Here is a 22,621-nt window from a genome sequence, read left to right as displayed (position 1 = left end):
AATCAAGCAAGGGAAGTAATCATGATGTTAAAGACAGTCCTGATCGATAGCAGCGCCGTGGCGCGCGGCCTGCTGAACACGGTCCTGACCGATGGCGGCTACGATGTCTGCGGGCAGACGCATACCAGCGCGCTGGGGCTGGCGCTGCTGGTCAAGCACCACCCGCATTTCGTGTGCATCGCGCGCGAGCAGGTGGAAGATGGGACCAATGTGGTGCAAACCATCCGCGCCCAGTATCCGAAGACGCTCATTTTCATGGTCTCGGGCGGCATCGATGCCGCTTCGCTGCAGGCGGCCCACGCCATGGGCGTGTCGGGCTTCATCGTGAAACCCTTCATGGCCGACACGGTCCTGAAAACCGTGCGCAACACGGTGATTGCCATGGTGCGCAAGCAGCAAGCCCTGGCCGCTGCCGCGCAGGGCAACTCCTAACTACCGGCCAAACCGGTGGCGCTGGCGATGATGCCGCCACCGAGGCACACGTCGCCGTCATACAGCACGGCCGACTGGCCGGGCGTGACGGCCCATTGCGCCTGGTCAAACGCCAGGCTGAAGTGTTCATTCCCATCCGGCAGCAGCTGGCAAGCCACGTCGGCCTGGCGGTAGCGCGTCTTGGCGCTCAAGGCGCCCGCTTGCGGCGCCACACCGGCAACCCAGCTGGCCTGGTCGGCCGTCAGGGATGGCGACAGCAGCCACGGGTGGTCATGACCTTGCACCACCCACAGGGTGTTGTTGGCGATATCCTTGCGCGCCACATACCAGGCGTCGCTGCTGCCGTCCGCGTTCTGGTACGACTTCACGCCGCCGATGCCGATGCCCTTGCGCTGGCCCAGGGTATAAAAACTCAGTCCCACGTGTTCGCCCACGGTTTTGCCATCGGCCGTCTTCATGGGGCCCGGCTTGTAGGACAGGTAGCGGTTCAAAAATTCGCGGAACGGGCGTTCGCCAATAAAACAGATGCCCGTCGAATCCTTCTTCTGCGCGTTCGGCAGGGCCAGTTTCTCGGCGATCTGGCGCACTTGCGTCTTCGGGATTTCACCGAGCGGGAACAAGGTCTTCGACAACTGCGCCTGGTTCAGGCGGTGCAGGAAGTAGCTTTGGTCCTTGCTGGCGTCGACGGCTTTCAGCAGCTCGTAGCGGCCCGCATCGGTGGGCGCCTGGCGCACGCGCGCATAGTGGCCGGTGGCGATCAGGTCGGCGCCCAGGGTCATGGCATGGTCGAGGAATGCCTTGAACTTGATTTCGGCGTTGCACAGCACGTCCGGGTTCGGCGTGCGGCCGGCCTGGTATTCGCGCAGGAAATCGGCGAACACGCGGTCCTTGTATTCGGAGGCGAAATTGACGGCTTCGATATCGACGCCGATGACGTCGGCCACGCTGGCCGCGTCGATCCAGTCCTGGCGCGTGGAGCAGTATTCCGAATCGTCGTCATCTTCCCAGTTTTTCATGAACAGGCCGATGACTTCATAGCCTTGTTCCTTCAGCATCCATGCCGCGACCGAGGAATCGACCCCGCCCGACATGCCGATAACGACTTTCTTCTTGCTCATCTTGCTTTCCAGTTACTTTTAATAATATTGCTATGCGCTATTGAAAACGGACGCATGCGTGTGCAGCAGGGCCAGCGGAGCGCGCCGGCCGGCCAGGTATTCGTCCACGCACTGCAGCACCAGCGGGCTGCGGTGGCGTTCCTGGCACGCCGCCAGCTCGTCGCGCGTCATCCACAGGGTGCGGATGATGCCTTCGTCCAGCGGGCGGTCATGCTCGGCGCCGGCCGTTCCGCAAAAGGTGAAGCGCAGATAGGTCACGTCCTCGCCCGTGCGCAGTGACTGATAGCGCGACATGTACATGCCGACCAGTGCCGTGGGGATGAAATCGTAGGCCGCTTCTTCCAGCGTTTCGCGGATCACCGCCTGCTCCAGCGACTCGAACGGATCGAGATGACCGGCCGGCTGGTTGAGCTTGATGCCTTCGCTGGTCTCTTCTTCAATCAGTAAAAACAGGCCGTCGCGCTCGACGATGGCGGCAACGGTGACAGAGGGTTTCCAGATTCTCGGCATGATTCCATCCTTGAAAGAGCCGACATTTTATCTTGTTCTGCGCGCGCGGTTTGAAGCCGGCCTTCTGTTGCGCGGACATATTGATAAATGACAACGTTTTAGCAAATAGCGGTGGGAGGTACTTACGTCTTTCCCGGGGAGCGCACTAGCATGGGGGCATTGGCGGCAAGATGGCAGGAAACGCCCGCTAATATAGGCTTTCCCTGTGGTCAAAACAAGCGCGCACACGTGCTCGACTGTGGTGAGATTGACACACCTTTCCCACAATATGGTCGCCGCGCCGCATGGTGAAACGAATCGTGGGATGCTGGTCAAATTAGTGTCGTACGACTAAAAGTTGCTGGTTCACAAACGTTTAACGCGCTGCTTTCCGTGTTAGATTCTAGTCAGTTTATCAATTAGCGGAGGCATCATGAGGATAGGCATACCGGCCGAAACACGGCCTGGTGAAACGCGGGTGGCAGCAACGCCCGAGACAGTCAAGAAGCTGGCAGCCAAGCATCAGATCGTCGTGCAGTCGGGAGCGGGCCTGCAAGCCTCGATTCCCGATGACGCGTATGCCGCCGCCGGCGCGCAGATCGGCACCGCCCAGGAAGCCTATGGCTGCGCCATCGTGCTCAAGGTGCGCGCGCCCGATGCCGATGAACGGGCCCTGATGGCCAGCGGCACGGTGCTGATCGGCATGTTGAACCCGTTTGACGCGGACAATATCGCCGCCATGGCCACGGCCGGCCTGTCCGCCTTCGCGCTGGAAGCCGTGCCGCGCATCACGCGCGCGCAGTCGATGGACGTGCTGTCGTCGCAGGCGAACATCGCCGGCTACAAGGCCGTGCTGGTGGCCGCGAATACCTATCAGCGCTTCATGCCGATGCTGATGACGGCGGCCGGCACCGTCAAGGCGGCCCGCGTGCTGATCATGGGCGTGGGCGTGGCAGGGCTGCAGGCGATCGCCACGGCCAAGCGCCTGGGCGCCGTCATCGAGGCGTCCGACGTGCGCCCGCCCGTCAAGGAACAAGTGGAGTCGCTGGGCGCCAAGTTCCTCGACGTGCCTTTCCTCACCGATGAAGAAAAAGAGATCGCCAAGGGTTCGGGCGGCTATGCGCGCGCCATGCCGGCCGACTGGATGCGCCGCCAGGCCGAACTGGTGCACGAACGGGCGAAACTGGCCGACATCATCATCACCACGGCGCTGATCCCCGGCCGCGCCGCGCCCGTGCTCATTTCCGAAGAAACGGTAAAGGCCATGAAACCGGGCTCCGTCATCGTCGACCTGGCCGTGGAGCAGGGCGGCAACTGCCCCCTGTCCGAACTGGGCAAGACCGTGCTGAAACACGGCGTCTACATCGTGGGCGAACCGAACCTGGCGACCCTGGTGGCGGCCGATGCCTCGGCCCTGTATGCGCGCAACGTGCTGGACTTCTTGAAGCTCATCATCGACAAGGACGACCAATTGCTGATCGACCGCGAGGATGAAATCATCAAGGCCAGCCTGGTGTGTGCAGGCAGTGAAATCTTACGTAAATAACGCGGCGCCGGAGAGAACAACATCATGGAAATCAGTCACACCATCATTAACCTGATCATCTTCGTGCTGGCCATTTATGTCGGCTACCACGTCGTCTGGACCGTCACGCCGGCATTGCATACGCCGCTGATGGCCGTCACCAATGCCATTTCCGCCATCATCATCGTCGGCGCCATGCTGGCGGCCGGCCTGACGCAAGGCCCGCTGGCGCAGGCGGCCGGTACCCTGGCCGTGGCGCTGGCCGCCGTCAACGTGTTTGGCGGCTTCCTCGTCACGCAGCGCATGCTCGAGATGTTCCGTAAAAAAGAACCGAAAGCCAAGCAAGGAGCAAAAGAATGAGTCATGCCATGAGCTTCGTCACCATGAACCTGGTGACGATGATGTACCTGATCGCCTCGGTGTGCTTCATCCAGGCATTGAAAGGCCTGTCCTCGCCCTCGACGGCGCGCCGCGGCAATGCCTTCGGCATGAGCGGCATGGCCATTGCCGCGGTCACCACCGTGGCGCTGATCCTGAAACTGAAGGAACAGCAAGCGGGCGGCATGGGCCTGACCCTCGTCATCATCGGCATCGTCACGGGCGGCGCCATCGGCGCCTACCTGGCGAAAACCGTGGAAATGACGAAGATGCCGGAACTGGTGGCGGCCATGCATTCGCTGATCGGCCTGGCCGCCGTGTGCATCGCCGTGGCGGCCGTGTCCGAGCCATGGGCATTCAATATAGCCGAGCATGGACAGGCGCTGCCCATCGGTAACCGCTTCGAGCTGTTCATCGGCACATTTGTCGGCGCCATCACGTTCTCCGGTTCGGTGATCGCCTTCGGCAAGCTGTCGGGCAAATACAAGTTCCGCCTGTTCCAGGGCGCGCCCGTCAGCTTCAAGGGCCAGCACATGCTCAACCTGGCGCTGGCGCTGGTGATGATAGGGCTGGGCCTGGTGTTCTGCTTCGCCGACGGGGTGGAGCCGGCCTGGACGCCGTTCATCGTCATGGCCGTCATCGCCTTTGCGCTGGGCGTGCTGATCATCATCCCCATCGGCGGCGCCGACATGCCGGTGGTGGTGTCGATGCTCAACAGCTACTCGGGCTGGGCCGCGGCCGGCATCGGTTTTTCGCTGAATAACTCGATGCTGATCATCGCCGGTTCGCTCGTGGGATCCTCGGGCGCGATCCTGTCGTACATCATGTGCAAGGCCATGAACCGTTCGTTCTTCAATGTCATCCTGGGCGGCTTCGGCGGCGATGCGCCAGCCGCTGGCGTGGCGGGCGCGCAGGAACAGCGTCCCGTGAAATCGGGTTCGGCCGACGATGCCGCCTTCATCATGGGCAATGCGGAAACCGTCATCATCGTGCCCGGCTACGGCCTGGCCGTGGCGCGCGCGCAGCACTCGCTGAAAGAACTGGTGGAGAAGCTCACGCACAAGGGCATCACCGTCAAGTATGCGATCCACCCGGTGGCGGGGCGCATGCCGGGCCACATGAACGTGCTGCTGGCCGAGGCGGAAGTGCCCTACGACCAGGTCTTCGAGATGGAAGACATCAATGGCGAATTCGGCCAGACGGACGTGGTGCTGGTGCTGGGCGCGAACGACGTGGTCAACCCGGCGGCGAAAGATCCGAAATCGCCGATCGCCGGCATGCCGATCCTGGAAGCGTATAAAGCCAAGAGCATCATCGTCAACAAGCGCTCGATGGCGTCCGGCTATGCGGGCCTGGACAACGACCTGTTCTACCAGCCGAACACGATGATGGTGTTTGGCGACGCGAAAAAGGTGATCGAGGATATGTTGAAAGCCATCGAGTAAACGCCGCTTGCAGCGACCGTACGGCCCGCCTTGCGCGGGCCGTTTTTATTGGCTGGCCGCTGCCGCGACGACCTGGTTGCGTCCCTGGTGCTTGGCGACATACAGGGCCTTGTCGGCATCCGATATGGCCGCGTCCAGGCTGGCTCCCTGCACCAGCGGCGCCACGCCGATGCTGATGGTGACGTGCAGCGCGCCGCCGTCGGGCAGCACGGTGACCGCCGCCGCCACAGCGGCGCGGATGCGTTCGGCCACCTGGTGTGCCTGCTGCAGGCTGGCGTCGGGGAAGAGCAGGCCGAACTCCTCGCCACCGAGGCGCGCCGCCACGTCGGTGATGCGTCCCGTGTCGCGCAGCGCCTGCGCCACCGTGCGCAGCACGGCGTCGCCCACGGCATGGCCATAGCGGTCGTTGATCTTCTTGAAGTGGTCGAGGTCGGCCACGCCCACGCTCAGGGCGGCGCCGCTGCGCGCCGCGCGCGCCATCGCCTGCTCGGCCTGCGCTTCATAGGCGCGCCGGTTGGGCAGCGACGTCAGCGCATCGTGCAGCGCCTGCTGTTCCAGCTGCGCCAGCAGGCTGGCGTTCTTTGCCGCCAGTTCGCGCCGTTCGCGCACGTCGAGCAAAAAGGCGCCGAAATAGCGCATGCCGTCGACCACGCCCAGGTCCAGCGCCTTCATTTCGATGGGGATCATTTGCGTGTCGCGGTGGCGGATGGCGAATTCGCGTATCTTGCCCAGCACGCTGGAAGTGCGCGAGCTGCGGATGTAGTTGATCACGTGGTTGTCGTGCTGCGCGCCGACGGCGTCGGGCAGCAGGCCGTTCAGGGTCTGGCCCAGCAATTCACCGCTGGCATAGCCCGACAGTGCCTGCATGGCGCCATTGATATAGCGGATGCGGCACTGCTCGTCGATGATGATGACGGCGTCGAGGGCGTCTTCCAGCAGGCGGGAAAACAGGACTTCGGGAAGAGCGGCAGGCGGTGCTGCGGGCAAAGCATCTGTCATGGAACGGTCGCCAAAAGCCAGGTGACAGCCATTGTCGCATCCGCGGGCCGTTTACTCCATGCCGGATCGCCCGCCTGTTTCTTTTTCGCCCGTGCTCTTTCCTTATTGTTAAGACTCAGCGGCGGCCGTACATCATCAGCTCGGCCAGGCTCTTGCGCGCCGGGCTGAAGGCGTCCAGCAAGCCCAGCGACAGGCCCAGCAAGCCTTGCGTGGGTGCGCTGCCCGTGAAGATGCGCGCCATGGTGTCGGTGACGCGCACGGTCAGCCCCCGGTCGGCCTGGCGCAGGCTGGCGTAGCGTTCCAGTCCGGCCGGGCTGCTGTCCTGCCCCAGCACGCGGGCCAGCACGGCGGCGTCGCGCAAGCCCAGGTTCAGGCCTTGTCCCGCCACCGGGTGCAGGGTTTGCGCCGCATTGCCGATGGCGACCGTGCGCGGCGTGCCGCCTCCCTGCGCGTTCAGGCCCAGCGGATAGGCCAGGCGCGACGTCGTGTGGGTAAAGCGTCCCAGGCGGCTGCCGAAGGCGGCGCCCAGGCGGGCCAGGAAGGCAGCGTCGTCCAGGGCCAGCAATTGTTCGGCGCGCGTGGGCGGCACGCACCATACCAGCGCGTAGCCGTCGTCCTGCGGCAACAGGGCCAGCGGGCCTTCGTCGGTGAAGCGCTCATACGCGCGGTGCGCGATGGGGGCACTTGTGCGCACATGGGCAATGATGGCGCTTTGGCCATAATCGCGGCTGACGGCGCGTTCCTGCTGCTGTCCGAACAGGCCGCCCTCGGCTTGCACCAGCAGGCTGGCGCGCAAGCTCGACGCCGCGCCGTCCTGTTCCAGCTGCACGGCCACGCCATCGGCATCCTCGGCACTGCCCGTGACCAGCGTCGGGCGCAGGCTGGCCACGCCCAGGCGCTCGCATACGTCGGCCAGCGCGCTGACGACGGCGCCGTAACGGGCCACATAGCCGAGCGCCTCGACGCCATGCTCGCTGCGGTCCATCAGGCTGCGCCCGAACTGGCCGCGGCGCGAGACGTGAATCTGGTGGATCGGTGTCGCCTCCACGGGCCAGGCGCCCGCTTCTTCGAGAATCTGGCGGCTGCCGTGCGACAGGGCGATGGTGCGCGGGTCGCGCCTGGCTTGCTCGATGGATTTGGCGTCGAGCAGGGCGATGCCGGCGGCGCGGCTGCCGCGCTGCACCAGCAGGGCGGCCAGCGCCATGCCGACGGGGCCGGCGCCGCAGATGGCGAGATCGAAAGTGGACGGTGTATGCATGCGGCGGCGTTAATCCTGTGACATCAGTTGTTCGATTTCAGCGACGCTCTTGGGCGCCGTGCTGAAGACTTCATGGCCTTGCGGCGTGACCAGCACATCGTCTTCGATGCGGATGCCGGTGTGCCAGAACTGTTCCGGCACGCCCGCGCCGGGGCGCACATAGATGCCCGGTTCCACCGTCAGCACCATGCCCGCTTCCAGCGCGCGCCACGGCTTGCCCGGAGCACCCGTGTCGCGGTAGGCGCCCACGTCGTGCACGTCCATGCCCAGCCAGTGGCTGGTGCCGTGCATGTAGAAGGGCATATACGCCTTGTCGGCGATGACGTCCTGCGCGCTGCCGTTTTTCTGCCGGTCCAGCAAACCCAGGTCCAGCATGCCCTGCGCCAGCACCTGCACGGCCGCCTCGTGGATGGCGCTGTGCGGCAAGCCGGGGCGCACCATGTCCAGCGACGCCTGTTGCGCCGCCAGCACCAGTTCATACAGCGCCCGCTGCGGGCCGCTGAAACGGCCGTTGACGGGCCAGGTGCGCGTGATGTCGGAGGCATAGCCATCGAGTTCGCAGCCGGCGTCGATCAGTACCAGCTGGCCGTCCTGCAGCACGGCATTGTTGGCGCTGTAATGCAGGATGCAGGCGTTGCCGCCGCCCGCCACGATGGAGGAATACGCGGGGAACTGCGCGCCGCTGCGGCGAAATTCGTACAGCAGCTCCGCTTCCAGCGCGTATTCGTGCATGCCGGGCCGTGTGGCGCGCATGGCGCGCACGTGGGCGGCGCTGGAAATGGCGGCCGCGCGGCGCATCAGGCCTTGTTCTTCCGGGTCTTTCAGCAGGCGCATGGCGTCGAGCATGCCATTGATGTCATGCGCGATGGCGGGCGCCGTGACGCCGCTGCGGGCCTTTTGCCGCACGTTGTGCCGCCAGACCTTGACTTGCGCATCGAGGCTGCCGCCCAGCGCGTAGTAAATGGCGGGGACGTCGGCCAGCAGGCGCGTCATTTCCACGTCGAGTTCCTCGATGGGGAAGGCGCTGTCAAAACCGAAGCTGGCGCGCGCCGCCTCGGGGCCGTGGCGGAAACCGTCCCAGATTTCGCGTTCGGTGTTTTTTGCGCGGCAAAACAGGATGGCGCGCGCCGGCGCCGTGGCGCTGGCGGCCACCAGGGCCACGGCGCTATCGGGTTCCGTAAAGCCGCTCAGGTAATAGAAATAGCTGTCGTGGCGATACGGATAGTCGCAATCGCTGTTGCGCGGCACTTCGGGCGCCGTGGCGAGGATGGCCACGCTGCCCGGCAGCATCTGCGCCAGCAGCGCCGCGCGCCGTGCCGCGTAGTTGGCCATCATGCCGCCGGCGCCTTCGCTGCCACGCCATTGAGCACGTCGAGCTGCGCCGGCGTGCCCACATTCGTCCACTCGCCCGGATAGACTTCGCCGCCCACGCGGCCCTGGTCCGCGTACCGGCGCAGCAAATCGCCCAGTTTGGCGTGGCTGCCGGGCGCGATGCCGTCGAACATCTCAGGACGGTACACGCCGATATTGGCGAAGGTCCACTTGGTGTCGTCCGTATTGTTGATCGCGAACAAGGTCAAGCCGAAGTCGCCCTTTGGGTGGAAGTCGGGATTGGGCACCAGGTAAGTCCAGGCGATGTCGCGCTGGTCGGCCGGATACGGCGTGCCCAGCACATCCTTGTCGGCCAGCACGTCGAGTACTTGCTTGAAATCAAAGTAGGGGCAATAGATGTCGCCTGAAATGGCGAGAAATGGCTCCTCGCCCAGCAAGTGGCGCGCCTGGGCGATGCCGCCCGCCGTTTCCAGCGGCGTGGTCTCGGGCGAGTACGCGATGCGCGCGCCGTACGCGCTGCCGTCGCCCAGGGTTTCCTCGATCAGGTGGCCCAGGTGAGAATGGTTGATGACGATGTCCGTGATGCCGGCGCGCACCAGGTTCAGCACATGCCAGACGATCAGCGGACGGCCGCGTACTTTCAACAGCGGTTTGGGACAGGTATCGGTAAGCGGACGCATCCGTTCACCGCGGCCTGCGGCAAAGATCATGGCTTTCATGGGGATTCGTTTTCAGTATCGGTAAGTCGGCTGCGCGGGTATGCCGCGCAGCGGGAAAGTGCCTAAAATGTATAGCCGACCTGCGGCGTCTTGTTTTCGAGGGCGTCCAATAAACGCACCAGCGGCTTGAGTTCCGTATAGCGGTTGGATGTCTTGCGCACGTAGTCGAGCACGGTTGGCAGGTCGCCCATGTACAGATCCTTGCCGTCGCGGTAATTCAGGCGCGCGAACAGGCCGAGGATTTTCAGGTGGCGCTGCAGGGCCGTGAATTCGAAATCGCGGTAGAAGGCGTCGATATCGGGATTGACTGGCAAGCCCAGCTGCTTGGCGCGCTGCCAGTAGCGGATCACCCAGTCGAGCACCAGTTCTTCATCCCACTGGATATACGCGTCGCGCAGCAGCGAGGCGATGTCGTAGGTGACAGGGCCGAAGACGGCATCCTGGAAGTCGAGGATGCCGGGATTGGGGATGGAACCATCGTTGATGTGCATCAAATTGCGCGAATGGTAGTCGCGGTGCATGAACACTTGCTGCTGCGACAAGATATTCGCCGTGATCGCTTCGAAAACCTTGTCCAGCTGGGTCTGTTGCACATCCGTCAAGGTGGCGCCCAGGTGTTTGCCGATAAACCATTCCGGGAACAGATTCATTTCGCGCAGGATGAAGGCGCGGTCGAATTCGGGCAAGACATCGGGCTGGCTGGCCAGCTGGATTTTCATCAGCGACTCGAGCGCTTCGGCGTACAGCACGCTGGCGTTATCGTGGTTCAGGGCGTCGAGATAGGTGGTCGTGCCCAGGTCGGAGAGCAGCAGGAAGCCATTCTCCAGGTCTTGCGCGATGATCTCGGGCACGGACACGCCGGCGCCTTTCAGCAAGCCGGCCACCTTGACAAAGGCGGGCACGTTTTCACGCTCGGGCGGCGCATCCATGGCAATCAGTGTGCTTCCTGGCAATGTTGCATTGCCTGGCAGCACATCGAGACGGTAGTAGCGGCGGAAGCTGGCATCGCTGGAAGCGGGACGGGCGGATTCGGGCGCGACGAGGTTAAGCGAGGTCAACCAGGCTTTCAACAGGGTCAGGCGAGCGTCGGCGGAGGCCGGCGCGGTGGAGGAATTGGGGGAGAATGACATTAAGCGGCCTGTGGAATCGGGTTGATGGTGCAGATTCCCATATAATAAGGGATTCAAATCAAAAAATCGCCTGTCATGGTGCTTGCCCCTTCCAATTCATGAGCTGGTTTTCGGCCTCCCCCCCTTCGCAGCGCTGGGCTTTCGCCATCAGCGCGCTCGTCGCCGCCACGACGGTGCCTGTCCACGCCCAGAAAGCGCCGCGCCCGGTTCATGTGGAAGATCCCGACGCGCCCACCGTCATGACGGCGAACAGCATGAACGGACGCCCCGAAAGGGAGATCAATCTCGATAAAAATGTCGTGATTGAACGCGGAAAAACCACAAAAATGACGGCAGATACAGCTTGTTACAAACAAGTTGAAGATCAGTTCGACGCCGAGGGCCATATCAAGATGTGGCGTTTCGGCGATTACTACACGGGCGACGTCTTGAAGCTGAACATGGAGACCGGCAAGGGTTTCCTGCTCAATCCGACGTACCGCTTCGAAGTGGGCGGCGGCCAGGGCAAGGCCGAGCGCGTCGACTTCATCAACCCCGACGAAGCCACTGTCATCGACGGTACTTACAGTACCTGCGAAGGGCCGAATCCGGACTGGTACCTGAAATCGAGCACCTTGAACCTCGATACGGGCCGCGACGTGGGCACCGGCAGCAAGACCATCATCTATTTCAAGGACGTGCCGATCCTGGGCACGCCTGGCATTTCGTTTTCGCTGTCGGGTGCGCGCCGCTCGGGCTGGCTGGCGCCCACGCCGGGCTTTGCCTCGAAGAACGGTTTCGAGCTGCTGATGCCGTATTACGTGAACATCGCGCCGAACCGCGACCTGACCCTGTTCCCGCGCTACATACAGCGGCGCGGCATCCAGCTCGGTGCGACGGGCCGCTACATGGGCGAGACGGATGCAGGCCTGTACCAGGGCGAAACGTCGTTTGAGTTCTTGCCTAACGACAAGCAGACCAAGACCAACCGCTACATGATCAAGTCCAAGCATGAGCAGGCGCTGGCCAAGGGCTGGAGTTACAGCTGGGATCTGCGCGAGGCGTCCGACAATAATTACCCGAACGATTTTTCGAAAACCGTCGCCACCGCCACCGAGCGCCAGTTGCTGCGCGAATTGCGCACCGATTACCGCACCGAGGACTGGAGCCTGACTGCGCGCGTGCAGAATTACCAGGTGCTGCAGGATCCCGATGCGGTCAACAATCCCAGCCTGACCGTTACGCGCCCGTATGACCGCTTGCCGGCGGTGAACTTCCACGCTGGCAAATACGACGTCTGGGGCGGCTTCGACTGGACCTTCGACGCGGAAGCGACGCGCTTCGCCCACCCGACCCTAGTGCAGGGGTCGCGCCTCGTGGCCGTGCCGCAGGTGAGTTTCCCCATCCTGCGCCCTGGCTACTTCGTCACGCCCAAGCTGATGCTCAATGCCAGCGCGTATCAGCTCGATAACGACGCCAAGACCAAGGCGCAGTTTGCGGATACGTCGTTTACGCGCGCCGTGCCAACCTTCTCGGTCGACAGCGGCCTGGTGTTTGAACGCGACACGAATCTGTTTGGCGCCAAGGGCGGCACGCAAACCCTGGAGCCGCGCCTGTTCTACGTCTACACGCCGTACCGCGACCAGTCGAAGTTTCCGACGTTCGATACGGCCGCTGGCACGTTCAACCTGACACAGATCTTCACGGAAAACCGTTTTGTCGGCAGCGACCGCATCGGCGATGCCAACCAGGTCACGGCCGCCCTGGTATCGCGTTTCCTGCAGTCCGATGGAACGGAACGCATGCGCCTGACCTTCGGTCAGCGTTTCTATTTTGCCGACCAGCGCGTGCAACTCGATTCGAGCACACCCGTCAACCAGTCGCGTTCGGATATCCTGCTGGCAGCAACGGGCCGCGTGTCCGAGACTTGGACCGCCGACAGCCTGGTGCAGTACAATCCCAGCGACCGTCAGCTGGTCAGCTACAACTACGCCTTGCAATATCAGCCCGGTGCCAAGAAGGTATTGAATTTTGGCAATCGTTTCCAGCGTGGAGATGCTGGTTGGCGCAATGTTGAAGTGTCGACCCAATGGCCGTTGACGGACCGCCTGTATGGCGTGGGCCGCATCAGTTACTCCGTGAAGGATCGCAGCATGCTGGAAAGCCTGGTCGGCCTGGAATACAAGGGCGACTGCTGGGTGTTCCGCATGGGCGCGCAGCGTTTCGTGACGACGAACAAGACTGTCTCGACGCCGATCTTCTTCCAGCTGGAATTGACGGGCTTGTCGAATGGCCTGGGTCTGGGCGCGAATGGCCTGGAAACTTTTACAAAAACCATCCCCGGTTACCAGACACTGAGCCAGCCACTCCGTTAAGATAGGCACCGTTGCCGCCGCCGGTGTTCCCGGCGCCGGCACAAACCGGTTTTTTTATTCACCTGAACTCATGAGCGCTCTACACATTATGCGTAATGCCAGTATGCACCAACTCAAAATTGCAACGGTCTTGTTGTGCGCCATTTCCGGCGCCACGACCAGTAGTGTCTGGGCGCAACAGGCTGCGCCAGCGCCTGCCGCCAAGCCCGCTGCCGCGGCGCCGGTCAAGGGGTTTACGCCACCGGCCTCGAGCAGCGGCCAGACCATCGATTCCATCGCCGTCGTCGTCAATGACGAGGTGATTACGCGCAATGAAGTGGCGGCCCGTATCAAGAGCGTGGAGCAGCGCATGAAGGCGCAGAACGTGCCCTTGCCCGATCCTGCCGACCTGCGTCGTCAATTGCTCGAGCGCATGATTGTTGAACGCGCACAAATGCAGCTGGCCAAGGAAATGGGCGTGCGCGTGGATGACCTGACCCTGGACCGCGCAATTGGCCGTATTGCTGAACAGCAAAAAATGACGGTGCAAGAGCTGCGCAACCAGATGGAAAAAGAAGGCACGCCGTTTGCGACCTTCCGCGAAGAAATCCGCGATGAAATCATCATGCAGCGCCTGCGCGAGCATGAAGTCGACGCCAAGATCCAGATTTCCGATTCCGAAGTGGATAATTTCCTGGAAGCGGAAAAAGCGGCCGCCAGCGAACAGGTGGAACTGAACCTGGCGCAGATTCTCGTGCGCATTCCGGAAAATTCCAGCCCCGAACAGATCGCCGCACGCCGCGCGCGCGCCGAAGAAGTCAGCCGCCAGCTGCGCACGGGCGCCGATTTCGCCAAGATGGCCGCCACCTATTCCGACGCCAGCGATGCGCTGAGCGGCGGCGATATCGGCTGGCGCCATAGCGACCGCGTGCCGCCCCTGTTCACGGAACAGTTGCTGAAATTGAAGCCGGGCCAGATCACGCCTATCATCAAGAGCAATACGGGCTTCCACATCCTCAAGCTGGTGGACCGCCGCAGTGCTGCCGAGGCGCAAGCCGTCGCCGCCGTGCAGCAGACGCATGCCCGCCATATCTTGTTGAAAATAACGCCGACCTTGTCGGCGGCCGAAGCCAAGCGCAAATTGTCGGAATTGAAAGAGCGTCTCGATAACAAGGCCGCCAAGTTCGAAGACCTGGCCCGCTTGTTCTCGAACGACGGTTCGGCCGCCAAGGGCGGCGACCTGGGCTGGCTGTATCCAGGCGATACCGTACCGGAATTCGAAACGGCGATGAATGCGCTGAAACCGGGCGAAGTGAGCGAGCCGATCGAATCGAGCTTTGGCTTCCACCTGATCGAAGTGCTGGAACGCAAGAGTGATGACGTCTCGAAAGAGAAGCAGCGCGCCGCTGCGCGCAATGCCTTGCGCGAACGCAAGCTGGAAGAAGCGACGGAAAACTGGGCGCGCGAAGTGCGCGACCGTGCCTACGTCGAATTCCGCGCGGACGACCAGTAATGCGGCTGATTCATTGCGCATGAGTAACTTGCCCCTTGCACGCCGGCCTGCCATCGCCATTACCTGTGGCGAGCCGGCCGGTGTCGGCCCGGAAATCTCCATACGCGCGGCCTGGGCCATGCGCAATGAAGTCAACTGCATCCTGCTGGGCGACGCCGCCTTCCTGGCGCTGACGGCCAGCCTGATCGATCCGGACATCCGCCTGGCGGCGCTGTCGCTGCAAGCCGTGCGCAACAGCGGCCTGCCCCAGTTCGGGTCTGGCCGCCTGGCCGTGATCGATATTCCCACTGTTAACAATGTCATTCCTGGCGTACTCGACAAGGAAAACGGACGTTCCGTGCTCGCGACCCTGGACGCGGCCGTGGAAGGTGTCCAGGCCGGCTGGTTTGGCGCCATGGTCACGGCGCCCTTGCAAAAAAGTACGATCAACGATGCCGGCGTGGCCTTTTCCGGCCACACGGAATACCTGGCGGAAAAAACCGGCACGCCGCAAGTGGTGATGATGCTGGCCGGCGAACCCGGCCATGGCGAACCGACCCTGCGCGTGGCGCTGGCCACCACGCATCTGCCATTGAAGGACGTGTCCGCTGCCATTACCATGGACAGCCTGGCCGTCACCCTGGATATCATCCAGGCCGACTTGCAACAGAAATTCGGCATCGCCGCGCCGCGCATCCTGGTCACCGGCCTGAACCCGCACGCGGGCGAGGGCGGGTATCTGGGACGCGAGGAAATCGATGTCATCGCCCCGGCGATTGCCGCGGCGCAAGCGCGCGGCATCGATGCGCGCGGGCCGTATCCGGCCGACACCTTGTTCCAGCAAAAGTACCTGGCCGATGCCGATTGCGTGCTGGCCATGTACCACGACCAGGGCTTGCCCGTGCTGAAATACGCGACCTTCGGGCGCGGCATCAATATCACCCTGGGCTTGCCGTTGATCCGCACCTCGGTCGACCACGGCACGGCGCTGGACCTGGCCGCGCAAGGGCTGGGGCTGGCCGATTGCCACAGCATGGAGCAAGCCCTGCAAACGGCGCTCGACATGCTGCGCGCCAGCAGCCGCGCCTGATCGCCCACCGGTTTTACCCCGCTACACTGCCCCTAGAATAGAAAAACAGAATATGAAACACGTTGCCCGCAAACGCTTTGGCCAGAACTTCCTGCATGACCGCTTCGTCCTCGACGACATCACGGCCGCCATCGGGCCGCAGCCGGACGATGCCATGGTCGAGATCGGCCCCGGCCTGGGCGCCATGACGGAGCAGCTGCTGCGCCATTTGAAGCAGATGCACGTGGTGGAACTGGACCGCGACCTGATCGTGCGCCTGGAAAAGACGTTCAATCCGGCCAAGCTGACGATCCACTCGGGCGACGCGCTGAAATTCGATTTCGCGCAAATCCCCGTGCCGGCCGGCCAGAAGCTGCGCATCGTGGGTAACTTGCCGTACAACATTTCGAGCCCGCTGCTGTTCCACCTGGCGGACTTCGCACCGCTGGTACAGGACCAGCATTTCATGCTGCAAAAGGAAGTCGTCGAGCGCATGGTGGCCGAGCCGGGCAGCAAGGCATATGGCCGCCTGTCCGTGATGCTGCAATGGCGCTATGACATGTCGCTGCTGTTCATCGTGCCGCCGACGGCCTTCGATCCGCCGCCGAAAGTGGAATCGGCCATCGTGCGCATGATCCCCGTGGCCGAGCGCCTGGCGTGCGACCAGGCCACCCTGGAAGCCGTGGTCATGAAGGCGTTCTCGCAGCGCCGCAAGGTGATCCGCAACTGTCTGGCCGGGATGTTTACGGAAGAGCAGATCAAGGCGGCCGGCATCGATCCGACCCTGCGTCCGGAAACCGTGGGCCTGGAGCAATACGTGGCTTTGGCGAATTTGCTGAAGGCGCCGGCCTAAGCCCCCGGTTTAACTCAAAACCACTGGTCGACCTGCTGCAAATCCTGTCTCAGGGCGGAAAAGCAGTCGTCGACATGGTGGTTGCGGCTGATTTCATTGCGCCGCATCAAGGCGATCTTGCGCTTGCACGTGGGCTGGCGCAGGGGCGCCACGTGCAGGTCCTCGTCGTTGAGGAAGGTCGTATACAGGCTGGGCATGATGCCGACGGCGATGCCGGCGCGCACCACGCCATACAGCGACTCGCTGTGGATCATCTGATACAGGCTCGACGGACTCAAGCCATGCTGGCGCAGCGCGCTCGAAGCGAACTCCCAGATGCTGCCCTTGGTAAACACGACGATTTCCTGCCCCGCCAGCTGTTCCCAGCGCACTTCCTTGAGCGGCGCCAGCGCATGGCGTCCCGCCGTCACCAGCACCAGTTCGTCTTCGAACAGGCCCACGCTTTCCAGCGACACGGAACCGGGCACTTCGATACCCACGCAAAAGTCCAGCTGGCCAGAATGCAGGGCGTGCAGCAAGCCGTCGTTGGGCATGTCCGACAGGACGATTTCCACTTCGTCGCCATGCTGCTCGCAGTAGCGCGCCACCACGACGGCTGTCATCGCCATGGCCGACGGGATCGCGCCGATGCGGATGCGGTGCCGGCCGCTGCCGATGGCGCGCTGGATATCGGCAAAAGTATTGCTCGCCGTATTTAATAAATGCGTGGCGTAGTCGAGCGCCAGTTTGCCTTCGCGCGTCAGTTCCAGCTGGTGGGTTGTGCGGTTAAACAACTTTTTCCCCAGTTGATTTTCCAGCAGCTTGATCGAGGCGCTGAGGGCTGGCTGGGTCACGCACAATTCCTGTGCAGCCTTGCTGAAGCTGTTTACCCGGGCTAAGGTGGAAAACGCTTGTAAATGTCGTAAGGAAATCTTCTTGCTCAACTCATGCATGGGTTTGCTTATTAGAAAAAGTAATGGATTTATAAAAATAAACAAATTTTCTTATCCCGCAATTTACCATATTCTGGACTGGTCTTTACTTGTCTTGAAGGCAACAATCTTCAGAGAAGCGCTTGCCAGGCGGCGCCGGTACTCGCGCTAGCACGCCATGCAAGGGACGCATCAATAAAATAATTCCAAAAAACTCAGGGTTTATTCTTTTTAGGGTGGCGGCGATGAACAAATGGATGACGGGAACGATGGTAGTGGGTGGCTTGCTGGCGGCGCAGGGCGCGGCGCAGGCGCAAAGCAGCGTGCAAGTGTATGGCTTGCTGTCGGCCGGTATCGGCTATGTGTCGGATGAGGGCAAGGGCAGCCGCACGCATGCGCTGAGCGGCACGAATCAGAATCCCCGCATCGGTTTTCGCGGCCAGGAAGACCTGGGCAACGGCACCAAGGCCATCTTCGTGCTGGAAAACGGTTTTAACGTCATGACGGGCACGGCGTCGCAAAGCGGCCGCCTGTTTGGCCGTCAGTCGTATGTGGGTTTGTCCAGCAATGACAAGGGTACGCTCACCCTGGGGCGCCAGTACGAAGCCGTCAAGGACCTGCTGGGTCCGGTCGTCATTGCCAGCAATGGCGTGCATATCGGCGACAACGATAATGGCTACAACAACCTGCGCGTGCAAAATGCCGTCAAGTATGTCAGCCCGAACATCAGCAACCTGTCGTTCACGGGCTTGTACGGCTTCAGCGAAAACCCGGAAGATTCCAACCGCAACCGCGTCTACAGCATGGGTGCCGGCTACAAGGTCGATGCCTTCAGCTGGGCCGTCGCCTACACCAAGATGGACCACCCGAACAGCCCCGATGCGCCGAATGGCGCCATCGGTAATGACTATGGCAGCTCCTTGTTGATCTTCAACAAGAGTGCCGTCAAGGGCGCGGGCGTGGACAGCCAGGCCATCGCCGGCACGGGAGGCTTTTATAATGTGGGCAAGACCAAGTTTGGCGCGTTGTACACCAACGTGCGCTACCACTACCTGGATCAAAGCAATCTGACCTTGCAAAACGTGGACTTGAACGTGAACCACAAGCTGACGGAAGCGCTGAACCTGGGCGCGTCGTATTTCTTTACCACCGGTAAATATGACGTGATCAACAAGACGCCGAAATGGCATCAGGTCAACTTCCAAGCCGATTACTTCCTGTCCAAGCGCACCGATGTCGCCATCACCTGGAGCTACCAGAAAGCGGCCGGCGACGCGACGTTCGCCCGCGTGTTCGGTTTCGGCGCCTCGGGCGGCAAGACGCAAAGCGTGCTGATCGTTGGCATGCGACATTATTTCTGAGTCTGATTCATCTTTACAGGCGCTGTCCCCCAGCGCCGTCCCCTGAAAGGAAGCATCTTGAAAAAGCACCTCATGTTGGCGTTGAGCCTAGGCTTGCTGGCTAACGCCGCCCACGCGGAAAAACGCGAGCTGGTCATTTCGGCCTATCCGATTGCCCAGCCCTTGTTCATGAAGTATGTGTACGAGCCGTTCAAGGCCAAATGCGGTTGCGATATCAAGGTGGAAACGGGGAATAACGCGGACCGTATCGCCAAGCTGGTAGTGCACAGCAAGAACCCGGTGATCGACCTGGTGCTGCTGTCCGATTCCGGCATGCTGGAAGCGGCGCAAAAGGGCGTCATCCAGCCCATGGATTACTCCAAGCTGAGCAATTACAAAGCCCTGTACGACGTGGCGAAGAACCCGATCGGCGGCAATTTCGCCGTCGGCTACACGCTGTACTCGGTCGGCCTGGTGTACCGCAGCGACAAGATCGCCCCGCTGACGTCCTGGAAGGACCTGTGGCGCCCTGAACTGAAGGGCCGCGTGGCCTTCCCCGACGTGAGTACCACGCAGGGCCCCCTGATGCTGCGCATGGCCGATGCGGCCTGGGGCGGCAAGACGGACGACTACGCCACCGGCTTTGCCAAGATCGTCGGCATGAAGGGCAACGTCGTCACGTTCTCGAAAAACAGCGCGCAGCTGGCGGCCCTGTTCGCCCAGGATGAAATCTGGGCCGCGCCCGTGGCGCGCTTTACCTGGTCGCAAATGCTCAAGACGGGCCTGCCCCTGAAATGGAGCATCCCGGCCGAAGGCCAGGCTGCCGGCATGAACGTGATGGGCATCGTCGCCGGTTCGAAGAATGCGGACCTGGCGTACCAGCTGATGGATTTCTGGCTGTCCAAGGAAGTGCAGACGCAGCTGGCCACCAACCTGGTCGACTCGCCCGTCAACAAGGACGTGCGCCTGTCGGTGGCGGCCGCGCAATTCAATACCTATGGCGCCGACCAGATCAATTCGCTGAAATTCGTCAAGCCGGAAACCATCCTCAAGCAGCGCACGAACTGGATGACGCAGTGGAACAAGGCCATGAGCAAATAGTGGTGACGAGGAGAAAACACCATGTTTGCTGATCCAAAAAAGCGCCTGGGACTGCTGCTGGTCCTGCCGGCGCTGATCTTTATCGTTGTCTGCTTCCTGCTGCCCGTGCTGGCCTTGCTGGTCGACGCCTTCCGTGTCGGTGACGGCATGCAGTGGGGCTTCGACCGCTTCATCGAATTCTTCTCGCAGGAATTCAACCGCACCATCTTCTGGCGCACCCTGCGCATTGCCGCGCTGGTGACGCTGGCGTCGATCATCCTCGGCTACCCGGCCGCGCAAGCCGTGGCACGCGTGTCGCCGAAGTGGCGCGGGCTGGTGGTGGGCATGATGATCCTGCCGCTGATGGTCTCGCCGATCGCGCGTACCTATGCCTGGATCGTATTGCTGGGCCGTAACGGCGCCGTCAACGCGGCACTCGTCAACATGGGCTTGACGGAAGAGCCGCTGCGTTTGCTGTTCAGCGAATTCGCCGTGTTTGTCGGCCTGCTGCAACTGCTGCTGCCACTGATGCTGATGTCGCTGGCGGGCGCGCTGGAAAACCTGCCGCGCGACGTGGAACCGGCTGCCGCCACCCTGGGTGCCAATCCATGGCAAGTGTTTTGCAAGGTCACCCTGCCGCTGACGCAGGAAGGCCTGGTCGTCGGCGGCACCCTGGTGTTTACGGGCTGCGTGACGGCCTATGTGACACCAGCACTGCTGGGCGGCACCAAGGTGCTGATGCTGGAAACCCTGCTGTACCAGAAGGTCAGCGTGGAGAGCGACTTCGGCGCGGCGAATGTCATCGCCGTCATTCTCGTCTGCATGACTTTGCTGGTGAATGCCGGCCTTAAACGTATTTCCTCGAGCCGGAGTTCCGTATGAAAGAAAGCCTGTTTTCACGTGCCGTTTTATGGCTGGTATTCCTGTTCCTGCTGGGGCCATTCGCCATCGTCGTACTGGCCGGCTTTAGCGGCGGCGAGACGCTGGCGTTCCCGCCCGAGTCGTACTCGCTGCGCTGGATCATCGAAGTGTGGTCGGCGCCCGAGTTCCGCCGCGCCTTCCAGACCAGCCTGGAAATCGGCCTGATCGCCACCGTCATCGCGCTGCTGCTGGGCATACCCGTCGCGTATGCGTTTTCGCGCATGCCGCCGCCGGGAATCGGCGCCATCCGTCAGATACTGACGTCGCCGCTGATCATTCCCGCCATCCTCGTCGGCCTGGGCTTGCTGCACCACCTGGTGCTGACGATCAACGCGCCCGTGTATGTGGGCCTGCTGATTGGCCATATCGCGCTGCTGATTCCGTATTCGGTGCGCGTGGTGTACGCCAGCCTGGTGAATTTGCGCGTGGATATCGAGGATGCGGCCATTACGCTGGGCGCATCGCGCCTGCGGGCGTTCTTCATGATCGTGCTGCCGAATATCCGCAACGCCGTGATCGCCGCCTTCTTCCTCGCCTTCGTCACTTCGTTCAACCAGGTGCCCGTCTCGCTGTTCCTGACGGGCCCTGGCATCAGCACCTTGCCGATCGAGATGCTGGGCCATATGGAAAACAGTTTCGATCCGTCGATCGCTGCCCTGTCGACCTTGCTGGTCTTGTTCACCATGGCCTTCGTGATGGTGACCGAGAAGGTGCTGGGCATTTCTAAATACATGTAAGAGGCAACACACCATGAGTTATCTGGAACTGCACAAGCTGAACCTCGGCTACGCCAAGAACACGACATCCGTGAAAGACCTGGACTTGCACGTCGAGCAGGGCGAACTGATTTCCCTGCTGGGCCCCAGCGGCTGCGGCAAGACCACCACCATGCGCGCCATCGCCGGCCTGATGCCGCTGCAGTCGGGCCGCATCGTGCTCGACGGCCGCGAAATCGGCAAGCTGGCGCCGAACAAGCGCAATATCGGCATGGTCTTCCAGTCGTATGCGCTGTTTCCGCACCTGAACGTGTATGACAATATCGCTTTCGGTTTGCGCCTGCGCAAGGTCGCGCCGGCCCTGCTGAAAACGAAGGTGGAAGCCGTGATCGCCGCCGTCGGCCTGACGGGATTTGAAACGCGCTTGCCGGCGCAGATGTCCGGTGGCCAGCAGCAGCGCGTGGCGCTGGCGCGCGCCATCGTCGTCGAACCGGCCCTGCTGCTGCTGGACGAACCGCTGTCGAACCTGGACGCCAAGCTGCGCGTGCAGATGCGCGCCGAGTTGCGCCGCATCCAGCGCGAACTGGGCATCACCATGCTGTACGTGACGCATGACCAGGAAGAAGCGCTGGCCCTGTCCGACCGCATCGTCGTCATGAACGGCGGACGCATCGAGCAGCTGGCCGCGCCGGAAGCCGTCTTCAATACGCCGTCGACACGCTTCGTTGCCAACTTCATGGGCTTCGAGAACCTGTTCGACTACCGCGACGGCGCGCTGCACCATGCGGGCGCCAGCCTGCCGTACACGTCTCCCGTTGCTGCCGGTACCACGGTGCTGGGCTGGCGTCCGGATAAGGTGCGCGTGTGCGCGGCCGACGACGCGGCCGGTCAATACCCGGGTACCGTGCTGGCACGGGGCTTCCTGGGCGACACCGTCGAATACCTGCTGCAAACGCCGCTGGGCCAGGTCAAGGGCATTTGCGCGGCCGGCGGCGCCGCCTGGCGCGAGGGCACGGCCGTGTCCTTCGTGCTGCCGTCCGACAGCGCCCTGTGGCTGGGCGCCTGATTTCTGAATGGAAAC

22 protein-coding genes are annotated in these 22,621 nt (G+C 62.4%); 13 read left to right on the top strand and 9 right to left on the bottom strand.

The window, feature by feature from the left end:
- Nucleotides 1–24: 24 nt before the first annotated feature.
- On the top strand, nucleotides 25–432 hold the full coding sequence (locus CSQ91_RS18930; protein WP_077409312.1) for a response regulator: 408 nt from the start codon (nucleotides 25–27) through the stop codon (nucleotides 430–432).
- Here the strand turns inward: CSQ91_RS18930 and mnmA are convergent.
- Entirely contained in the window at nucleotides 429–1,550 is a 1,122-nt protein-coding gene (mnmA, locus tag CSQ91_RS18925; protein WP_034778847.1) for a tRNA 2-thiouridine(34) synthase MnmA, read from the bottom strand. The two genes, CSQ91_RS18930 and mnmA, sit on opposite strands and share 4 nt — an antisense overlap.
- Before the next feature lie 30 nt (nucleotides 1,551–1,580).
- The gene (locus CSQ91_RS18920; protein WP_010401817.1) at nucleotides 1,581–2,060 is read right to left on the bottom strand and encodes an NUDIX hydrolase; all 480 of its coding nucleotides are present in this window, start codon (nucleotides 2,058–2,060) and stop codon (nucleotides 1,581–1,583) included.
- Nucleotides 2,061–2,472: 412 nt separating this feature from the next.
- Here CSQ91_RS18920 and CSQ91_RS18915 point away from each other — a divergent pair, with 412 nt between their 5' ends.
- The 3 genes from CSQ91_RS18915 to CSQ91_RS18905 are packed head-to-tail and all read left to right on the top strand — an operon-like array spanning nucleotide 2,473 to nucleotide 5,387.
- On the top strand, nucleotides 2,473–3,585 hold the full coding sequence (locus CSQ91_RS18915; RefSeq protein ID WP_099389220.1) for a Re/Si-specific NAD(P)(+) transhydrogenase subunit alpha: 1,113 nt from the start codon (nucleotides 2,473–2,475) through the stop codon (nucleotides 3,583–3,585).
- A 24-nt stretch (nucleotides 3,586–3,609) separates the two neighbouring features.
- Nucleotides 3,610–3,924, top strand: coding sequence for an NAD(P) transhydrogenase subunit alpha (locus CSQ91_RS18910; protein WP_034778841.1), 315 nt, complete (start codon nucleotides 3,610–3,612; stop codon nucleotides 3,922–3,924).
- Nucleotides 3,925–3,932: 8 nt separating this feature from the next.
- Nucleotides 3,933–5,387: an NAD(P)(+) transhydrogenase (Re/Si-specific) subunit beta gene (locus CSQ91_RS18905; RefSeq protein ID WP_034778839.1), complete on the top strand. Its 1,455-nt coding sequence runs from the start codon at nucleotides 3,933–3,935 to the stop codon at nucleotides 5,385–5,387.
- Between the two features lie 45 nt (nucleotides 5,388–5,432).
- On the opposite strand, the gene CSQ91_RS18900 is transcribed toward CSQ91_RS18905, so the two are convergent.
- The 6 genes from CSQ91_RS18900 to CSQ91_RS29285 all read right to left on the bottom strand — a co-directional run bounded on the left by CSQ91_RS18900 (nucleotide 5,433) and on the right by CSQ91_RS29285 (nucleotide 11,211).
- The gene (locus tag CSQ91_RS18900) at nucleotides 5,433–6,386 is read right to left on the bottom strand and encodes a GGDEF domain-containing protein (RefSeq protein ID WP_034778836.1); all 954 of its coding nucleotides are present in this window, start codon (nucleotides 6,384–6,386) and stop codon (nucleotides 5,433–5,435) included.
- Between the two features lie 115 nt (nucleotides 6,387–6,501).
- A complete protein-coding gene (locus tag CSQ91_RS18895; protein ID WP_034778834.1) occupies nucleotides 6,502–7,644 on the bottom strand; it encodes a UbiH/UbiF/VisC/COQ6 family ubiquinone biosynthesis hydroxylase in 1,143 nt (380 codons plus the stop codon).
- A 9-nt stretch (nucleotides 7,645–7,653) separates the two neighbouring features.
- Nucleotides 7,654–8,976 carry an aminopeptidase P N-terminal domain-containing protein gene (locus CSQ91_RS18890; RefSeq protein WP_180278467.1) on the bottom strand — a complete coding sequence of 441 codons (1,323 nt, stop codon included), beginning with the start codon at nucleotides 8,974–8,976 and terminating at the stop codon, nucleotides 7,654–7,656.
- Entirely contained in the window at nucleotides 8,976–9,695 is a 720-nt protein-coding gene (murU, locus tag CSQ91_RS18885; RefSeq protein ID WP_092607255.1) for an N-acetylmuramate alpha-1-phosphate uridylyltransferase MurU, read from the bottom strand. The genes CSQ91_RS18890 and murU overlap by 1 nt, the downstream gene beginning before the upstream one ends.
- A gap of 62 nt (nucleotides 9,696–9,757) precedes the next feature.
- Nucleotides 9,758–10,825 (bottom strand): aminoglycoside phosphotransferase family protein, encoded by a 1,068-nt coding sequence (locus CSQ91_RS18880; protein WP_099389218.1) that lies wholly within the window; start codon nucleotides 10,823–10,825, stop codon nucleotides 9,758–9,760.
- 53 nt (nucleotides 10,826–10,878) lie between these two features.
- Complete coding sequence (locus CSQ91_RS29285) at nucleotides 10,879–11,211, bottom strand: hypothetical protein (RefSeq protein ID WP_230520392.1); 333 nt, start codon at nucleotides 11,209–11,211, stop codon at nucleotides 10,879–10,881.
- 6 nt (nucleotides 11,212–11,217) lie between these two features.
- On the opposite strand from CSQ91_RS29285, the gene CSQ91_RS18875 reads away from it, so the two are divergent.
- From CSQ91_RS18875 to rsmA, 4 genes are all read left to right on the top strand, one after another.
- Nucleotides 11,218–13,179, top strand: coding sequence for an LPS-assembly protein LptD (locus tag CSQ91_RS18875; RefSeq protein WP_257217401.1), 1,962 nt, complete (start codon nucleotides 11,218–11,220; stop codon nucleotides 13,177–13,179).
- A 103-nt stretch (nucleotides 13,180–13,282) separates the two neighbouring features.
- The gene (locus CSQ91_RS18870) at nucleotides 13,283–14,671 is read left to right on the top strand and encodes a peptidylprolyl isomerase (protein ID WP_230520394.1); all 1,389 of its coding nucleotides are present in this window, start codon (nucleotides 13,283–13,285) and stop codon (nucleotides 14,669–14,671) included.
- A 19-nt stretch (nucleotides 14,672–14,690) separates the two neighbouring features.
- Complete coding sequence (gene pdxA, locus CSQ91_RS18865; RefSeq protein WP_099389216.1) at nucleotides 14,691–15,740, top strand: 4-hydroxythreonine-4-phosphate dehydrogenase PdxA; 1,050 nt, start codon at nucleotides 14,691–14,693, stop codon at nucleotides 15,738–15,740.
- Between the two features lie 52 nt (nucleotides 15,741–15,792).
- Nucleotides 15,793–16,572 (top strand): 16S rRNA (adenine(1518)-N(6)/adenine(1519)-N(6))-dimethyltransferase RsmA, encoded by a 780-nt coding sequence (rsmA, locus tag CSQ91_RS18860; RefSeq protein ID WP_034778823.1) that lies wholly within the window; start codon nucleotides 15,793–15,795, stop codon nucleotides 16,570–16,572.
- 14 nt (nucleotides 16,573–16,586) lie between these two features.
- Here the strand turns inward: rsmA and CSQ91_RS18855 are convergent, their stop codons facing one another.
- Nucleotides 16,587–17,504: a LysR family transcriptional regulator gene (locus CSQ91_RS18855; protein WP_070281784.1), complete on the bottom strand. Its 918-nt coding sequence runs from the start codon at nucleotides 17,502–17,504 to the stop codon at nucleotides 16,587–16,589.
- A gap of 224 nt (nucleotides 17,505–17,728) precedes the next feature.
- On the opposite strand from CSQ91_RS18855, the gene CSQ91_RS18850 reads away from it, so the two are divergent.
- The 5 genes from CSQ91_RS18850 to CSQ91_RS18830 are packed head-to-tail and all read left to right on the top strand — an operon-like array spanning nucleotide 17,729 to nucleotide 22,606.
- A complete protein-coding gene (locus tag CSQ91_RS18850; RefSeq protein WP_257217400.1) occupies nucleotides 17,729–18,844 on the top strand; it encodes a porin in 1,116 nt (371 codons plus the stop codon).
- Nucleotides 18,845–18,901: 57 nt separating this feature from the next.
- On the top strand, nucleotides 18,902–19,924 hold the full coding sequence (locus CSQ91_RS18845) for an ABC transporter substrate-binding protein (protein WP_034778817.1): 1,023 nt from the start codon (nucleotides 18,902–18,904) through the stop codon (nucleotides 19,922–19,924).
- 21 nt (nucleotides 19,925–19,945) lie between these two features.
- Nucleotides 19,946–20,785 carry an ABC transporter permease gene (locus tag CSQ91_RS18840; RefSeq protein ID WP_099389214.1) on the top strand — a complete coding sequence of 280 codons (840 nt, stop codon included), beginning with the start codon at nucleotides 19,946–19,948 and terminating at the stop codon, nucleotides 20,783–20,785.
- Nucleotides 20,782–21,561 carry an ABC transporter permease gene (locus CSQ91_RS18835; RefSeq protein WP_034778814.1) on the top strand — a complete coding sequence of 260 codons (780 nt, stop codon included), beginning with the start codon at nucleotides 20,782–20,784 and terminating at the stop codon, nucleotides 21,559–21,561. Before CSQ91_RS18840 ends, CSQ91_RS18835 begins: the two co-directional genes overlap by 4 nt.
- A gap of 13 nt (nucleotides 21,562–21,574) precedes the next feature.
- Complete coding sequence (locus CSQ91_RS18830; RefSeq protein ID WP_034778812.1) at nucleotides 21,575–22,606, top strand: ABC transporter ATP-binding protein; 1,032 nt, start codon at nucleotides 21,575–21,577, stop codon at nucleotides 22,604–22,606.
- Nucleotides 22,607–22,621: the final 15 nt, after the last annotated feature.

Source organism: Janthinobacterium sp. BJB301 (genome assembly GCF_002735685.1).
GTDB lineage: Bacteria > Pseudomonadota > Gammaproteobacteria > Burkholderiales > Burkholderiaceae_D > Janthinobacterium > Janthinobacterium lividum.
Note: the sequence above shows the minus strand (reverse complement) of the source record. Positions and strands in the feature narration are given on the sequence as shown.

What these genes read in the sequence shown, in the direction of transcription:
- CSQ91_RS18930 (WP_077409312.1), top strand. Translation starts at nt 25, where the DNA reads ATGTTAAAGACAGTCCTGATCGATAGCAGCGCCGTGGCGCGCGGCCTG.
- mnmA (WP_034778847.1), bottom strand. Translation starts at nt 1,550, where the DNA reads ATGAGCAAGAAGAAAGTCGTTATCGGCATGTCGGGCGGGGTCGATTCC.
- CSQ91_RS18920 (WP_010401817.1), bottom strand. Translation starts at nt 2,060, where the DNA reads ATGCCGAGAATCTGGAAACCCTCTGTCACCGTTGCCGCCATCGTCGAG.
- CSQ91_RS18915 (WP_099389220.1), top strand. Translation starts at nt 2,473, where the DNA reads ATGAGGATAGGCATACCGGCCGAAACACGGCCTGGTGAAACGCGGGTG.
- CSQ91_RS18910 (WP_034778841.1), top strand. Translation starts at nt 3,610, where the DNA reads ATGGAAATCAGTCACACCATCATTAACCTGATCATCTTCGTGCTGGCC.
- CSQ91_RS18905 (WP_034778839.1), top strand. Translation starts at nt 3,933, where the DNA reads ATGAGCTTCGTCACCATGAACCTGGTGACGATGATGTACCTGATCGCC.
- CSQ91_RS18900 (WP_034778836.1), bottom strand. Translation starts at nt 6,386, where the DNA reads ATGACAGATGCTTTGCCCGCAGCACCGCCTGCCGCTCTTCCCGAAGTC.
- CSQ91_RS18895 (WP_034778834.1), bottom strand. Translation starts at nt 7,644, where the DNA reads ATGCATACACCGTCCACTTTCGATCTCGCCATCTGCGGCGCCGGCCCC.
- CSQ91_RS18890 (WP_180278467.1), bottom strand. Translation starts at nt 8,976, where the DNA reads ATGGCCAACTACGCGGCACGGCGCGCGGCGCTGCTGGCGCAGATGCTG.
- murU (WP_092607255.1), bottom strand. Translation starts at nt 9,695, where the DNA reads ATGAAAGCCATGATCTTTGCCGCAGGCCGCGGTGAACGGATGCGTCCG.
- CSQ91_RS18880 (WP_099389218.1), bottom strand. Translation starts at nt 10,825, where the DNA reads ATGTCATTCTCCCCCAATTCCTCCACCGCGCCGGCCTCCGCCGACGCT.
- CSQ91_RS29285 (WP_230520392.1), bottom strand. Translation starts at nt 11,211, where the DNA reads ATGGCCCTCGGCGTCGAACTGATCTTCAACTTGTTTGTAACAAGCTGT.
- CSQ91_RS18875 (WP_257217401.1), top strand. Translation starts at nt 11,218, where the DNA reads ATGTGGCGTTTCGGCGATTACTACACGGGCGACGTCTTGAAGCTGAAC.
- CSQ91_RS18870 (WP_230520394.1), top strand. Translation starts at nt 13,283, where the DNA reads ATGCACCAACTCAAAATTGCAACGGTCTTGTTGTGCGCCATTTCCGGC.
- pdxA (WP_099389216.1), top strand. Translation starts at nt 14,691, where the DNA reads ATGAGTAACTTGCCCCTTGCACGCCGGCCTGCCATCGCCATTACCTGT.
- rsmA (WP_034778823.1), top strand. Translation starts at nt 15,793, where the DNA reads ATGAAACACGTTGCCCGCAAACGCTTTGGCCAGAACTTCCTGCATGAC.
- CSQ91_RS18855 (WP_070281784.1), bottom strand. Translation starts at nt 17,504, where the DNA reads ATGCATGAGTTGAGCAAGAAGATTTCCTTACGACATTTACAAGCGTTT.
- CSQ91_RS18850 (WP_257217400.1), top strand. Translation starts at nt 17,729, where the DNA reads ATGAACAAATGGATGACGGGAACGATGGTAGTGGGTGGCTTGCTGGCG.
- CSQ91_RS18840 (WP_099389214.1), top strand. Translation starts at nt 19,946, where the DNA reads ATGTTTGCTGATCCAAAAAAGCGCCTGGGACTGCTGCTGGTCCTGCCG.
- CSQ91_RS18835 (WP_034778814.1), top strand. Translation starts at nt 20,782, where the DNA reads ATGAAAGAAAGCCTGTTTTCACGTGCCGTTTTATGGCTGGTATTCCTG.
- CSQ91_RS18830 (WP_034778812.1), top strand. Translation starts at nt 21,575, where the DNA reads ATGAGTTATCTGGAACTGCACAAGCTGAACCTCGGCTACGCCAAGAAC.